The 14,388-nt window shown below is 64.2% G+C and carries 17 protein-coding genes; 15 read left to right on the plus strand and 2 right to left on the minus strand.

Annotated features, from left to right (window positions below; genetic code table 11):
- Positions 1–5: 5 nt before the first annotated feature.
- The 9 genes from FJ953_RS15070 to FJ953_RS15110 all read left to right on the plus strand — a co-directional run bounded on the left by FJ953_RS15070 (position 6) and on the right by FJ953_RS15110 (position 8,622).
- On the plus strand, positions 6–1,646 hold the full coding sequence (locus tag FJ953_RS15070; protein ID WP_140494048.1) for a Na+/H+ antiporter: 1,641 nt from the start codon (positions 6–8) through the stop codon (positions 1,644–1,646).
- Positions 1,647–1,827: 181 nt separating this feature from the next.
- Entirely contained in the window at positions 1,828–3,141 is a 1,314-nt protein-coding gene (glyA, locus tag FJ953_RS15075) for a serine hydroxymethyltransferase (protein WP_140494046.1), read from the plus strand.
- A gap of 81 nt (positions 3,142–3,222) precedes the next feature.
- Positions 3,223–3,807, plus strand: coding sequence for a hypothetical protein (locus FJ953_RS15080; RefSeq protein WP_140494043.1), 585 nt, complete (start codon positions 3,223–3,225; stop codon positions 3,805–3,807).
- Positions 3,808–3,946: 139 nt separating this feature from the next.
- Positions 3,947–4,426, plus strand: a complete 480-nt coding sequence (gene nrdR, locus FJ953_RS15085; protein WP_010915593.1) for a transcriptional regulator NrdR — start codon at positions 3,947–3,949, stop codon at positions 4,424–4,426.
- Positions 4,423–5,553, plus strand: coding sequence for a bifunctional diaminohydroxyphosphoribosylaminopyrimidine deaminase/5-amino-6-(5-phosphoribosylamino)uracil reductase RibD (gene ribD, locus FJ953_RS15090; RefSeq protein ID WP_181171634.1), 1,131 nt, complete (start codon positions 4,423–4,425; stop codon positions 5,551–5,553). The genes nrdR and ribD overlap by 4 nt, the downstream gene beginning before the upstream one ends.
- Positions 5,554–5,564: 11 nt before the next feature.
- Positions 5,565–6,182, plus strand: coding sequence for a riboflavin synthase (locus tag FJ953_RS15095; protein ID WP_140624651.1), 618 nt, complete (start codon positions 5,565–5,567; stop codon positions 6,180–6,182).
- A 237-nt stretch (positions 6,183–6,419) separates the two neighbouring features.
- Positions 6,420–6,914 (plus strand): 6,7-dimethyl-8-ribityllumazine synthase, encoded by a 495-nt coding sequence (gene ribH / locus FJ953_RS15100; protein WP_140494037.1) that lies wholly within the window; start codon positions 6,420–6,422, stop codon positions 6,912–6,914.
- Positions 6,911–7,411 (plus strand): transcription antitermination factor NusB, encoded by a 501-nt coding sequence (nusB, locus tag FJ953_RS15105; RefSeq protein WP_140494035.1) that lies wholly within the window; start codon positions 6,911–6,913, stop codon positions 7,409–7,411. The genes ribH and nusB overlap by 4 nt, the downstream gene beginning before the upstream one ends.
- Complete coding sequence (locus FJ953_RS15110; RefSeq protein WP_140494033.1) at positions 7,408–8,622, plus strand: MFS transporter; 1,215 nt, start codon at positions 7,408–7,410, stop codon at positions 8,620–8,622. Before nusB ends, FJ953_RS15110 begins: the two co-directional genes overlap by 4 nt.
- A 14-nt stretch (positions 8,623–8,636) precedes the next feature.
- On the opposite strand, the gene FJ953_RS15115 is transcribed toward FJ953_RS15110, so the two are convergent.
- Complete coding sequence (locus tag FJ953_RS15115; protein ID WP_140494031.1) at positions 8,637–9,209, minus strand: NADPH-dependent FMN reductase; 573 nt, start codon at positions 9,207–9,209, stop codon at positions 8,637–8,639.
- On the opposite strand from FJ953_RS15115, the gene FJ953_RS30485 reads away from it, so the two are divergent.
- From FJ953_RS30485 to FJ953_RS15140, 5 genes are all read left to right on the plus strand, one after another.
- Positions 9,126–9,335, plus strand: a complete 210-nt coding sequence (locus FJ953_RS30485; RefSeq protein ID WP_181165181.1) for a hypothetical protein — start codon at positions 9,126–9,128, stop codon at positions 9,333–9,335. The genes FJ953_RS15115 and FJ953_RS30485 overlap by 84 nt on opposite strands.
- Before the next feature lie 79 nt (positions 9,336–9,414).
- Positions 9,415–10,326, plus strand: coding sequence for an ABC transporter substrate-binding protein (locus FJ953_RS15120; RefSeq protein WP_140494029.1), 912 nt, complete (start codon positions 9,415–9,417; stop codon positions 10,324–10,326).
- A 316-nt stretch (positions 10,327–10,642) separates the two neighbouring features.
- On the plus strand, positions 10,643–11,806 hold the full coding sequence (locus tag FJ953_RS15130; RefSeq protein WP_140556991.1) for an ABC transporter permease: 1,164 nt from the start codon (positions 10,643–10,645) through the stop codon (positions 11,804–11,806).
- Positions 11,803–12,741 (plus strand): ABC transporter ATP-binding protein, encoded by a 939-nt coding sequence (locus tag FJ953_RS15135; RefSeq protein ID WP_140565206.1) that lies wholly within the window; start codon positions 11,803–11,805, stop codon positions 12,739–12,741. The genes FJ953_RS15130 and FJ953_RS15135 overlap by 4 nt, the downstream gene beginning before the upstream one ends.
- Positions 12,738–13,487, plus strand: coding sequence for an ABC transporter permease (locus FJ953_RS15140; RefSeq protein WP_140494023.1), 750 nt, complete (start codon positions 12,738–12,740; stop codon positions 13,485–13,487). Before FJ953_RS15135 ends, FJ953_RS15140 begins: the two co-directional genes overlap by 4 nt.
- 25 nt (positions 13,488–13,512) lie before the next feature.
- Here the strand turns inward: FJ953_RS15140 and FJ953_RS15145 are convergent, their stop codons facing one another.
- Positions 13,513–13,854, minus strand: a complete 342-nt coding sequence (locus FJ953_RS15145) for a hypothetical protein (RefSeq protein ID WP_224519177.1) — start codon at positions 13,852–13,854, stop codon at positions 13,513–13,515.
- Between FJ953_RS15145 and FJ953_RS15150 the strand changes: the two genes are divergently transcribed.
- The gene (locus FJ953_RS15150; protein WP_140515707.1) at positions 13,826–14,326 is read left to right on the plus strand and encodes a DUF2165 domain-containing protein; all 501 of its coding nucleotides are present in this window, start codon (positions 13,826–13,828) and stop codon (positions 14,324–14,326) included. The two genes, FJ953_RS15145 and FJ953_RS15150, sit on opposite strands and share 29 nt — an antisense overlap.
- Positions 14,327–14,388 lie beyond the last annotated feature (62 nt).

A 14,388-nucleotide genomic window follows, 5' to 3' on the forward strand; every position in this document is an offset into this window, starting at 1 on the left:
GGACCATGCAAGTTGCCGTCTTCATCCTCGTCGTGCTCGTCCTGGTGGCGCTTTCCGGTGCATTGGTGCGGCTGGTGCGGGTGCCGCTGCCGGTGCTGCAGATCGCCATGGGTGCTGCGCTGGCCTGGCCGGCGCGCGGGCTGCATGTCGAGATCGATCCGGAACTGTTCCTGCTCGTATTCATTCCGCCGCTTCTGTTCGCCGATGCCTTTGCTGCGCCCAAACGCGAGCTTGTCGCCTTGCGTGGCCCTATCCTCGACCTTGCCATTGGACTGGTCTTCTTCACCATCGTCGGATTTGGCTACGCCTTGCATTGGCTGGTGCCCAGCATCCCGCTCGTCGTCGCTTTCGCGCTCGCCGCGGTGCTGTCGCCGACCGACGCGGTGGCGGTGTCTTCCATAGTCGACAGGAACATCGTTCCGGCGCGGCTGATGCACATATTGGAAGGCGAGTCGCTGCTCAACGACGCGTCGGGTCTGGTCATGTTCCGCTTTGCCGTGGTGGCGGCATTGACCGGCAGCTTTTCCTTTGCCGCGGCCTCGCTGAGCTTTCTCTATGCCGTGGCTGCCGGCATCCTCGCCGGCATGGCGGCGCTGTTCGTTGCCGCCAAGGCGCTGCAACTGCTCAACCGCATCGGCGGCGTGCCGGCGGAGGCGCAGGTTCTGGTCATGATCCTGGTGCCTTTCGTCTCCTATCTCGGCGCCGAGCATATCGGCGCCTCGGGCATCCTGGCGGCGGTCACCGCCGGCCTGTTGACCGGAGTTTCCGGCATGTTCCGCTTTCTCGGTGTCTCGGCGCGCATGCAGACGATGTCGCTGTGGTCGACGCTGTCCTTCGTCTTCAACGGCGCGCTCTTCATTCTGCTTGGCCTGCAATTTCCCGATATCATCCGTAAGGTGCCGCCGGAGTTGTCCAGCCGGCACTGGATCATCGAGCCGGTGCTGACAGTCCTGCTGCTGACCCTTTGCCTGATCGGCCTGCGTTTCCTGTGGATATGGATCGGCGACATGGCGGGCGCCATGGCGGCGCGGCTCGGCAAGCGAAAGGCCGAGCCGTTCGGCCTGCGCGTGCGGCTCGCCGGATCGGTCGCCGGCGTGCGCGGAGCGATCACGTTGGCCGGTATCCTGTCGCTGCCGCTCACCTTGCAGGACGGCTCGCCGTTCCCGGCCCGCGACGTGGTGATCTTCCTCGCCGCCGGGGTCATCATCTGCTCGCTGGCCATCGCCAGCCTCGCGCTGCCGAAGATCGCTCGCGGGCTGGTCGAACCGGGCGAGGACCCGGCAGCGGCCGAGGAGCGCCGGGCGCGGGTCGGCGCAGCCAATGCGGCGATCGCCAGGATCGAGAGCATCGCCAATGAGGCAGGCGAGGGCGGGGCCGTCGAGGCACGGCTCGCCGTTGCCGACAGCATCGTCGCCGGCTACCGGCGCCGCATCGCCGCCTCCGACGAGGCCGACGAAGCGCGTGCCGAGGCGCGTGAGGCGAGCCGTCTGGAGCTTGAACTCAGGGCGGCCGGCATAGAAGCCGAGCGCGCCGCGCTACGCGCCATGTTTCTCAGCCGCGAGATCAATGACCATACGATGCGGGCGCTGTTTTCCGAGATCACCTTGACCGAGGCTCTTCTGAAGCAGCGGCGCGACAGGAAATAACGGTTCGCCGCTCTGCTTGCCGCAATCGGGCCAGCAAATTTCGCGCCGCAAACGTGGCGAGGCGAAAACAACTGTGTTAATGGCGCGGCGAACCCAATCCTGTCACACAAAAATGTGCAGGGGTTTGGGACAACGGCATGCGCAAGACAAAACCGACCTCCGGACCTAAGGAATTCAGGCCATGGCAACAGCAGCGGCAGCGTCGAACAAATTCGAATCCTTCTTCGAAACCACGCTGGAAGATGCCGATCCGGAAATTTTCGGCGCGATCCGCAACGAACTCGGACGCCAGCGCCACGAGATCGAACTGATCGCGTCTGAGAACATCGTCTCGCGCGCCGTGCTCGAAGCGCAGGGTTCGATCATGACCAACAAATACGCCGAGGGTTATCCGGGCAAGCGCTACTATGGCGGCTGCCAGTTCGTGGATGTCGCCGAGGAGCTGGCGATCGAGCGCGCGAAAAAACTGTTCGGCTGCAACTTCGCCAATGTGCAGCCCAATTCCGGCAGCCAGATGAACCAGGCGGTGTTCCTGGCTCTCTTGCAGCCGGGGGACACCTTCATGGGCCTCGACCTCAATTCCGGCGGGCATTTGACGCACGGCTCGCCAGTCAACATGAGCGGCAAATGGTTCAAGGTCGTGTCCTACGGCGTGCGCAAGGACGACCACCTGCTCGACATGGACGCCATCGAGAAGACGGCGCATGAGACGAAGCCGAAGCTGATCCTGGCCGGCGGCACCGCCTATTCGCGCATCTGGGACTGGAAGCGCTTTCGCGAGATCGCCGATGCGGTCGGCGCCTACCTCATGGTTGATATGGCCCACATCGCCGGCCTCGTCGCCGGCGGCGTGCATCCCTCGCCGCTGCCGCATGCCCATGTGGTGACGACCACCACGCACAAGTCGCTGCGCGGCCCGCGCGGCGGCATGATCCTGTGCAACGACGAGGAGATCGCCAAGAAGATGAACTCGGCGGTGTTCCCCGGCCTGCAGGGCGGACCGCTGATGCATGTCATCGCCGCCAAGGCGGTTGCCTTCGGCGAGGCGCTGAAGCCGAGCTTCAAGCTCTATGCCGAGAGCGTCGCCGCCAACGCCAAGGCGCTGGCGTCCAGCCTACAGGAGACTGGCCTCGACATCGTGTCGGGCGGCACCGACAACCACCTGATGCTGGTCGACCTGCGCCCCAAGAATGCCACCGGCAAGCGCGCCGAGGCAGCGCTTGGGCGCGCCAACATCACTTGCAACAAGAACGGCATCCCCTTCGACCCGGAAAAGCCCTTCGTCACCTCCGGCGTGCGGCTCGGCACGCCCGCCGGCACAACGCGCGGCTTCGGCCAGGCCGAGTTCCGCGAAATAGGCAAGCTGATCGCCGAGGTGCTGGATGGCCTCAAGGCCGCCAATTCCGATGAGGGCAATGCCTCGGTCGAGGCCGCGGTCAAGGCCAAGGTCGTGGCGCTGACCGATCGATTCCCGCTCTACCCTTATCTCGGTTGACCTCGCGCCACGCGTCATCTCTTATCCGCCAGCGGCGCGCCGACCCCCGATCGGTCGACGCGCCGAACTGGAGACCAGACGATGCGTAATTTCCGTCCCGCCATCCTTGGCGCCCATGGCTTGCTGGCCGTTTCCCTGACATTGCCCGGGACTGCCCTTGCGCAGACCGCCCCTGAAGTGCCCGCCACCGCTACCTTCGGCAGATGGACAACCATCGTCGATACGCTCGACACCGGGCAGGATGCGCGCAAGACCTGCGCCGCTTCGACTGCCTTTTTCGATGCCAGCGGCAATTCGGGCACGCTGACGCTGTCGATCTCGAACGGCGACGCCATGCCGCCGGACGCCTACCCGGCCATCATGCTTATTGTCGACAACCGGAACCTGCCCACTGGCAAGAAGATCGCCGCGACTTTTGGTGATCCTGGCGTCAAGGTTTCCGCCACCGTCTATTCGAACGATGCCGTGAACGGCCGTCCCAGCTGGACGGTCGACAACCAGCCCAAGACCAGTCTCGCGCTCTTGCGAGCCATGCGCAAAGTCACCTCGCTCGATGTCGCTTTCGGCAAAGAGGCTTTCGCCAGCATTCCGATGGACGGCTTCACTAAAGCCTACCGCAACCTCGGCACATCATGCGGCTTTCCGACCAAGGACGTTGCACCCTAGCCAAGCGCGCGAAGGCGGGTGCTGGCAATCTGCCTCGCGGCTCGCTATCTCTGACGCGAAAGGGTCTGCGTGCCTTGCCATCGTGGCAAAAGGCTCTAAGCCTTTTCGCCTCACCAGATTCGTGAACCCAAGGCTCTCAATGCGCTGTCCCTATTGCCAGTCCGAAGATACGCAGGTGAAGGATTCGCGCCCCGCCGAGGATGGCGCGGCGATCCGCAGGCGTCGCGTCTGCCCCGATTGCGGCGGCCGTTTCACCACCTTCGAGCGCGTGCAGTTGCGCGACCTCGTCGTGGTCAAGAAGTCGGGGCGAAAAGTGCCTTTCGACCGCGACAAGCTCTTGCGCTCCGTCGAGATCGCGGTGCGCAAGCGCAATGTCGATCCCGAGCGCATTGATCGTGCCGTGACCGGCATCGTGCGCCAGCTGGAAAGCTCCGGCGAGACCGAAGTGGCCTCGGGCGAGGTTGGGCGGCTGGTCATGGAAGCGCTGAAGTCGCTCGACGACGTCGCCTACGTCCGCTTCGCCTCGGTCTACCGCAATTTCCGCGAGGCCAAGGATTTCCATGAGCTGCTGGGGGAATTGAAAGGCGACGAGGACAAGAGCGAAGAGGACGCTGGCTGAGCATGGCGGAACACAGCGAGGCCGGACAGGCAGCCCTTGACCGCCGTTTCATGGCAGCCGCACTCAGACTGTCGCGCAGGAATGCGGGCCGGACCTCAACCAATCCTTCCGTTGGTACACTCATCGTGCGCGACGATGGCTTGGGCCCGATGATTGTCGGCACCGGCGTCACCGCTGTCGGCGGCCGCCCGCATGCCGAGACCGAGGCGCTCGCCGAAGCGGGCGAACTGGCGCGCGGCGCCACCGCCTACGTCACGCTGGAGCCTTGCGCGCATCACGGACGCACGCCGCCTTGCGCCAACGCTCTGGTCAATGCCGGCATCGCGCGCGTCGTTGGCGCCGCCAGCGACCCCGATCCGCGCGTGTCAGGCCAAGGCTACGCGATCCTGCGCACCGCGGGCGTCGATGTTGTGGAGAATGTCCTGGCGGCGGAGGCCGCCGAGCAGATGGCCGGCTATCTCATTCGATCGCTTAGGAAACGGCCGGAAGTGACTCTCAAGCTAGCGCTTTCCAGCGACGGCAAGATCGGCATGGAAGGTGTTGGGCAGGTGTCGATCACAGGCGACATTGCGCGCCGTGAAGTCTATCTAATGCGCGCCGAAGCCGATGCCATCCTGATCGGCATTGGCACGGCGCTGGAGGACGACCCGGCGCTGACGGTGCGCTTGCCCGGACTGGAGAACCGGTCGCCGGCGCGCATTGTGCTCGACAGGCAGATCAGGCTGCCTGAGACTTCGAAACTGGTGTCCGGTGTCGACAGGGTGCCGCTCTACGTCGCGGCTTGTCTGGAAGCGGATCCTCTGCGGCGGGCAACGCTCGAACGCGCCGGCGTGCGTTTCATCGGCACCGAGACGCATGAAGGCGGCGTGGCGCTGCCGGAACTGCTCGAGGATCTTGCCGCGCTCGGCATGGCCAGCGTGCTGGTCGAAGGCGGAGCCAGGGTGGCCAGCGCCTTCCTGTCGGAAGGCCTGGTCGACCGCATCGTGCTGTTCCGGGGGCCGGAGGCGATCGGCAAGGGGGGCATTGCATCGCCCATCGATGCCAACCATGTCCCAGCGGGATTTCGCAAACTGCGCGAGATGCGGTTCGGCGAGGACAGCTACGCCGAGTGGATAAGAGACTTTTAGGATCAACACCGATGTTTACCGGCATTGTTACAGACATAGGTACCGTCGCGGCCGTCAAGCCGCTGCGGGAAGGCGTGGGATTGCGTATCGACACCGCCTATGATCCCGAAACCATCGCCATCGGCGCCTCGATATCATGCGGCGGCGTTTGCCTTACCGTGACGGCCTTGCCCGACAGCGGCTCGAACGCGCGCTGGTTCGAAGTCGAGGCCTGGGAGGAGGCGCTCCGGCTGACGACGGCGATGGGCTGGAAATCGGGCACGCGGATCAATCTGGAGCGGGCGTTGAAGATCGGCGACGAGCTTGGCGGCCACATCGTGTCGGGCCATGTCGACGGTACCGCCGAGATCGTCGAGCGCAAGGATGAAGGCGACGCCGTTCGCTTCACGCTGGAAGCGCCGCGCGGGCTGGCGAAGTTCATCGCGCCGAAAGGCTCCGTCGCGCTCGACGGTACCTCGCTCACCGTCAACAAGGTGGAAGGCACCCGCTTCGACGTGCTTCTGATCCACCATTCGCTGACCGTCACCACCTGGGGTGAGCGCCAGGTCGGCGACCGCGTCAATCTCGAGATGGACACCATGGCCCGCTATGCGGCCCGCCTGGCGGAAGCGGCGAAAGAGGGGCTTTGAGCATCGCCGAGCTGTTCATGAGGAACTAGCGGTGATGGAAAACAGGAATTCCAAAGTGCAAGCGCGGCTGGGGTGGCCGATGTAGATGCTGGCCGAGTAGTGGCCCACGCCATTGTTGCCTGGGCTCAAAGCCTCGCTACAGACTGTCCGATCTCGGTACCCCGTCCCAATGAGGCAATCTTGTGCTTGCGATCAATCCGGCTTCGGCCTAAGTCACCGGCGATCCCGGAGACATTTATGGCTGGCACATCCCAACACGGCAAAGCGTTCATTCGCCCGAAGAAGAAGGCCCACCTTCTCGTTATCGAGGCACGCTTCCACGACGATCTTGCCGACGCGCTGCTCGAAGGCGCAACGAGCGCGCTTGACGAAGCGGGTGCGACCTACGACGTCGTCACCGTTCCAGGTTCGCTCGAAATTCCCGCCGTCATTACCTTCGCGCTGGACGGCGCGGCGGAAGGCGGCATGAACTATGACGGCTTCGTCGCGCTTGGCACCGTCGTCCGCGGGGACACCTATCACTTCGATATCGTCGCCAATGAATCCAGCCGCGCACTGATGGACCTGTCCGTGCAGGACTCGGTCTGTATCGGCAACGGCATCCTGACCACGGAAAACGACGCACAGGCCTGGACGCGAGCCAAGCGTTCGGAGGGCGACAAGGGTGGCTTTGCCGCGCGCGCGGCGCTGACCATGATCGCGCTCAAGGAACGACTGGGAGCGCGATCGTGAGCGACCCCGCTTCGCCCGGACAGCCCACGGTGCGCCACGCCAACAAGCGCGGCGCGGCGCGGCTTGCCGCCGTGCAGGCCCTCTATCAGATGGATGTCGCCGGCAGCGGCGTCTTCGAGATCACTGCCGAATACGAAGCGTTTCGCCTTGGCAAGGAAGTCGATGGCGCGCTTTACCGCGAGGCGGATGCCCAATGGTTCCGCGCCATCCTCACCGGTGTCGTCGAGGACCAGAAAACCATCGATCCGGTTATCCGCCAGGCGCTGACCGATGACTGGCCGCTGTCGCGCCTCGATTCGACACTGCGCGCAATCCTGCGCGCCGGTGTCTACGAACTGATGAAGCGCGAAGACGTGCCGGTGGCGGTGATCGTTTCCGAATACGTCGATATCGCCAAGGCTTTCTACGAGGAAGACGAGCCGAAGCTGGTCAACGCCGTGCTCGATCGCGTCTCCCGTCGGGTGCGTGGCGAGGGACGCGGCAAGGACGCTTCATGACGGCGGTCGCCATCGAGGCGGCCAGGGAGGCGCGGCGCACCGCGTTGATCCTCGCCGCCTCGCAGGCGATCATCGGTTCGGCAGCGCCCATCGCCATCTCCATGGGCGCGCTTGCCGGTCAATATCTGCTCGGCCCGGACAAGTCGCTGGCGACGGCGCCGATCACCGGCTTCAATCTCGGCGTGGCACTCGGTGCGCTGCCGGCGGCGGCCATCATCCGCGCCATGGGCCAGCGCGGCGGCTTCATGACCGGTACGATCGTCACCGCGCTTGGCGGTCTGGTCGCGACGCTGGCACTCTTCCATGGCAGTTTTTGGCTGTTTGCCTTCGGCCTGACGGTGATCGGTGTCGGTGGCGCCTTCGTCCAGCAGTTCCGCTTTGCCGCCGCCGACAATGCGCCGCCGCAGTTCAAGGCGCGCGCCATCTCCTTCGTGCTGGCGGGCGGCATCATCACCGCCATTCTCGGACCGCAGATCGTCATCTTCACCCGCGAGTTGTTCGCACCGGTGATGTTTGCCGGTTCGTTCGCATCCATCCTGGTGCTAGCCGCCGTCGGCGCGGCGATCCTGTCATTGCTGCGCCTGCCGGCGAGGGCCGCCGCCGGCGGAACGGAAATTGCCGGCAGCGATGCCCGGCCCTTGGCCGAGATCGTCACGCAGCCGCGTTTCGTCGCGGCACTCTTCTGCGCGGTCGGCAGCTATGCCCTGATGAGCTTCGTCATGACCGGCGCGCCGCTCGCCATGGTCGGCTGCGGCCTGTCGGAGGACGATGCGACGCTCGGCATTTCGTGGCATGTCATGGCAATGTTCGGGCCGAGCTTCTTCACCGGATCGCTGATCCATCGCTTCGGTGCTGAACGCATTGTCGCGGTCGGCCTCCTGCTGCTGATCGGCTGTGCGGTCGTCGCGCTGTCCGGCTTGGCGCTATGGCAATTCTGGACGGCGCTGATCCTGCTCGGCCTCGGCTGGAATTTCGGCTTCATCGGCGCCACGGCCATGGTCGCGGCAAGCTACCGGCCTTCCGAAAAGGGCAAGGTGCAGGGGTTCCACGACTTCGTCCTGTTCGGCTCCGTGGCCTGCGCCTCGCTGATGTCGGGCATGGTCTACAATGCCTGGGGCTGGACCATGCTGAACTGGATGATCTTTCCCGTCACCGTGCTATGCTTCGTCGCGCTCGGCGCGCTGAGGATTGCGAGCTTGCGTCTGGCTTGACGCCCAATTTGAATCTATGCGTCCGGCGGCAGAACCTGAAGCACTCGCGCTATGAACATGTGAAACTCAGCCATGTAGTTGCGCAGGAAGTCCTCAGTGGATTCGACCGTCACCTCGCCGTCGTCGGTGATCAGCCCCGGCGTGAACTGTATGTAGGCTTCAGGCGCGTTCATCTGGGGCGAATTGCAGAAACTCAGAACGCTTCGAAGGCTTTGTTGGGCGACGGCGGTCGCGATGGCGCCCGGCGATGTTCCGATGACAGCCGACGGTTTGCGCGCGAACGAATTCTTGCCGTAGGGCCGACTGGCCCAGTCGATTGCGTTCTTCAATCCACCAGGGATCGAGCGGTTGTACTCCGGGGTGACGAACAATACGGCCTGGACGGAGGCGATCGCCTTTTTGAAATCCCGGGCTGCCGGTGGGAAGTCGGCGTCATAGTCGTAGCTGTACAGTGGCAGATCCTTGAAGGCGATTTCGGTCATGTCGAGTTCGGGAGGGGCAAGTTGAACGAGCGCCTTCGCGAGCTTGCGGTTGATGGATTCCCGGGCAAGACTGCCGATGAGGTAACCGACTTTGTGTATGGCCATGACACGCTCTCCGTGTTTGCCACCCGCACCCTCACCGCATTATCCGCCAGATGGCAGCAGATCGCCAGCGTCGCGTCGCAATTGGCCTTCCGAACAAAAATATTGCGTCTGTACCACTTGTTATGAAACCGTGTGCCCCGACGAGACGTTGGAGCCGTGCTCATATGCGGCACCGAATTCCGGTTCACAGCAAGGGATTTTCACAATGTTTTCAATCAAGCTTCTGGCTGGCGCGGCGCTCGCGCTCGGCATCACGGCGGCATCGGCGAATGCTCAGGTGGTTGTTTCCTCAAAGATCGACACCGAGGGCGGCGTGCTAGGCAATATCATCCAGCTCGTCCTCAACGCCAACAACATCAAGACCACTGACCGCATCCAGCTCGGCGGCACGCCGGTAGTGCGCAAGGCGATCACCGCCGGCGAGATCGACATCTATCCCGAATACACCGGCAATGCCGCCTTCTTCTTCGAGAAGGCCGACGACCCGGTCTGGAAGGACGCCGCCAAGGCCTATGAGACGGCCAAGAAGCTCGATTACGACGCCAACAAGATCGTCTGGCTGTCGCCGTCGCCGGCCAACAACACCTGGGCGATCGCACTGCGCAAGGAGGTGGCCGAAACCAACAAGCTCGCCACCCTGTCCGATTTCGGCAAATATGTCGCCGGCGGCGGCAAGGTGGTGCTCGCGGCCTCGGCCGAGTTCGTCAATTCAGCCGCGGCCCTGCCGGCGTTCCAGACTACCTACGGCTTCACGTTGAAGCCTGACCAGTTGATCACGCTCTCCGGCGGCGACACGGCCGCGACCATCGCGGCGGCAGCCAACCAGACCAATGGCGCCAACGCCGCCATGGTCTACGGCACTGACGGCGGCATCGCGCCCTCCGGGCTGGTCGTGCTCGACGACGACAAGGGCGTGCAGCCGGTCTACCAGCCGGCGCCGATCATCCGCGAGGCGGTGCTGAAGGAGCATCCCGAGATCGAGACGTTGTTGAAGCCGGTCTTCGCCAAGCTCGACCTCATCACGCTGCAGGAACTCAACGGCCGGGTCCAGGTCGGCGGTGAGCCGGTCAAGGGTGTGGCGGAAGACTTTTTGAAGAAGAATGGGTTCTTGAAGTAGTCAGCGCTTAGCTGACCGTGATGCTGGTGCGAGGCGCCCCCCTCTGGAAGCTGCCGATCTCCCCCCTTGCGGGGGAGATGTCCGGCAGGACAGAGGGGGGTGCTGTCCCGCCGACCTCTCAACTCGTCACAGCTGCGCGCTCGGACAGGACCGTTTTCGAACAAGCCGACGCTCGAAAGTTGGCGATCCTTCACACCCCCCTCTGGCCTGCCGGCCATCTCCCCCGCAAGGGGGGAGATCGGAAATCGCGTCGGCTTTCGCCAGTCGCCAGCCAACTGTGTACCTCGTGGCAGATTTCCCCCTTTGAGGGGCAGCCATGACCCTCCGCTTCGACAAGCTCGGCGTGGTCATCGCTGCGATCGCTGCCTATGCGGCTTTCGTAGCACCCTTCGCCACGTTCCGCGCCAATCGCATCGTGCCCGGCCAGGCGCGCTCGATCGTAGAGGCACTTCCGGCAATGGCCGGCCCGCTGCTTTTGGCCATCGTTGTCGCAGCCGCGCTTGTCGCGCTGCTGAAAACGCCGCTCGTCCTGCGCCTTGCCGCCAGCGTGATCACGCTGGCGGCTCTCGCGCTGTTGATCGGCGTCACCGGGACATTCCTGACCCCGGCAGGCAATACCTTCGCGCGCGTTTCGCCGGCCTCCGGGTTTTGGCTGCTGATCTTTGCCTTTACCCTCCTGCTGGCCGACGTGCTGACGAGAATGAACCTGTCTCCCTGGTCACGTGTCGGCGTGCTTGTCGTTGCCGCGCTCGCCATCGGGCTGCTGCTCATATCGGGATCCTGGGACAGCCTTTCGATCCTCAAGGAATATTTCAACCGTGCCGACAGTTTCTGGGCCGAGGGCGCCAAACATGTCACGCTGGCGCTTGGTTCGCTGGCGGCGGCGGTGATACTGGGCCTGCCGCTTGGCATCCTGTGCCATCGCGTCGAGCGCCTGCGCGCCGGCGTGCTCAACGTGCTCAACATCGTCCAGACCATTCCCTCGATCGCGCTGTTCGGCCTGCTGATCGCACCGCTCGGCTGGGTGGCGGCGCATGTGCCGGGAGCGGCCGCGCTCGGTATCCGCGGCATCGGAACGGCACCTGCGTTCGTGGCGCTGTTCCTCTATTCGCTGCTGCCGGTCGTCGCCAATACCGTGGTCGGCCTTGCCGGTGTGCCGCGTGCCGCCAATGACGCGGCGCGCGGCATGGGCATGACCGATCGCCAACGCCTGTTCGGCGTCGAGTTTCCGCTGGCCTTCCCGGTGATCCTCACCGGCATCCGCATCGTGCTTGTGCAGAACATCGGCCTCGCCACCATCGCTGCCCTGATCGGCGGCGGCGGCTTCGGCGTGTTCGTGTTCCAGGGCGTCGGCCAGACCGCGATGGACCTGGTGCTGCTTGGCGCCGTGCCGACGGTCGCGCTCGCCTTCGCTGCTGCCATCATTCTCGACGCGGTGATCGAAATGACCTCAACCAAGCGCAGGGCGGACCCCGCATGATCGAGATCGAAGGCATTACCAAGCGCTACGATGCGATCACGGTGGTCGATGAAGTCTCGATGATCATAGAGCCCCGCACCCTTTGCGTCATCGTCGGCACCTCGGGCTCCGGCAAGACGACGCTGCTTCGCATGATCAACCGGCTGGTCGAGCCGACTTCCGGCGTCATCAAGCTCGACGGCGCCGACAACCGCTCGGTGCCCGGCTACGAGCTGCGGCGCAGCATCGGCTACGCCATCCAGGGCCACGGCCTGTTCCCGCACCGAACGGTGGCGCAGAACATAGCCACCGTGCCGGTGCTGCTTGGCTGGGATAAGGATCGCATCAAGGCGCGCGTCGACGAACTGATGACGCTCTATCAGCTCGACCCGCAGGCCTACGGCCCGCGCTACCCGCACGAGCTCTCCGGCGGCCAGCAGCAGCGCGTCGGCGTCGCCCGCGCGCTCGCGGCCGAACCCAACGTGCTGTTGATGGACGAGCCGTTCGGCGCGCTTGACCCCATAATCCGCACCAAGGCGCAGGAAGACCTTCTTGCGATCCAGAGGCGCTTCGGCACCACCATCATCCTCGTCACCCACGACATGGAAGAGGCCGTGCATATGGGCGACAAGATCGCCGTCATGGATGCCGGCAAGCTGGTACAATATGCCAGGCCGGCGGAGATCCTGGCGAGGCCGGCCAGCGGCTTCGTCGAGACCCTGGTGGGCGCCAGCGAAAAACCGTTCCGGCTGCTGTCGCTCGGCCGCGTGCGCGACGCAGTCGAAAAGGGCGCGGCGGAAGGTGAGGCGATTCCTGGCGACGCCAGCCAGCGCGACGCGCTGGCCGAACTTCTCTGGTCCGGCCGCCCGGCGCTGCCGGTCAAGGATGCCGACGGCAAGCCGCTCGGTCGCGTTACCGTCGACGGCTTGGTGAAGCGTGCGGCGAGGCCGGCATGAAAGCCTGGCTGCCGTTGCTGCTCAGGCTTGCGCTGGTGGTGCTGCTGGTCGCTTTCGTCACCAGTCCCGGCTGGTTCGAGCCGCTGCTCAAGCCGCTGACCGAGAACGGCGCGCCGGTGATCTACAATCAGGGCAGCTTGCTGACGCTGATGCTGCTGCACCTGCGCACCGTGCTGATCGCCACGCTCGCCGCCACCATCGTGGCGGTCGCGCTCGCCATCCTGGTCACCAGGCCTGCCGGCGCCGAATTCCTGCCGCTGTCACGCAGCCTGGTCAATATCGGTCAGACTTTCCCGCCGGTGGCGGTGCTGGCGCTTGCCGTGCCGGCGGTCGGGTTCGGCGAGAAGCCGACGCTGATCGCATTGTTCCTCTATGGTCTGCTGCCGATCTTCGAGAACGCGCTGACCGGCCTGACGACGTTGCCCGGCAATGTCATGGAAGCGGCGCGCGGTGCCGGCATGACCGGTTGGCAAAGGCTGCTGAAGGTCGAATTGCCGCTCAGCGCGCCGGTCATCCTCGGCGGCATAAGGCTGTCGGTGGTTATCAGCCTGGCCACCGCCACCATCGGCTCGACGGTTGCAGCGAAGACATTGGGCGAGGTGATCATTGCCGGGCTCTTGTCCAACAATCTCGCTTTCATCTTGCAGGGCGGCCTGATCGTCGCCGCCTTGGCCGTGCTGATCTATGATGGGTTGTCGGCGGTCGAACGCTATGCCGCGCGGCGCATGGGGCGCCAGGCCGAGTAGGCTTCTGTCCCGGTGCTCCGATCTTTCAACGTCCACTTGAACGGGCAGGGTGGTCGAGCGTCAGTTCGAGTTCGATGCCTTGCTCTTTGCAGATCCAGCGGCGGCAGATGACGGCAAAGTCGTGTTGTGTGCCGGCTTTCACGAGCGAGACAAGATCACCCACGGCGCAATCGCTGCCGAGCTGGAGCGCCTCGATGGGTTCGGCGATGACTTGCTTGCCGGCATAATGTCTTGCGCTGGCCGTGAGCGTAATCAACACCCGCCTGCCAGTTGCGCGATCTTCGGGACTCGGCGATTGATTGGGCCGATGCCCCGATCCTTCAGCAGGAGTTCTTGCCATGACCTTGCGCTTCTCCAAGATCGTCATGTGTCTCTGTCTGGCGGCTTTCGCCTTTCTTGTCGCTTTCGGCAACGTCACCGATTACGGCTCAAACTTCGCCTTTGTCCAGCACGTGCTGAGCATGGACACGACCTTTCCCGGGAACGCGCTGATGTATCGCTCGATCACCGACCCCTCGCTATGGACGACGGGCTACTGGCTCATCATCGCCGGCGAGGCGCTGACCTGTCTGCTCTACCTGATCGCGGCCTGGAACCTGTGGCAAGCGCGCAATGCCAGCGGAGAGGTTTTCAACGATGCCAAGAAATTCGCCGTTATCGCCGCGACGATGGGATTCCTGATCTGGTATCTTGGATTTATGGTGGTGGGCGGCGAGTGGTTCGCCATGTGGCAATCGAGCATCTGGAACGGCCAGCAGAAGGCATTCATGTTCTACATGACCATGCTGGCGGTGCTGATCTTCGTCATCCAGCCAGACGGTGATCTGCGCCAAACCTGAGTGCTGATCCGTGATTTCAATCGATATAAAGCAGCAGCGGCATGGCGACATCTGCCGCCGTC

Origin of the sequence: Mesorhizobium sp. B2-3-6 (assembly GCF_006442305.1) — a bacterium.
Taxonomy (GTDB): domain Bacteria; phylum Pseudomonadota; class Alphaproteobacteria; order Rhizobiales; family Rhizobiaceae; genus Mesorhizobium.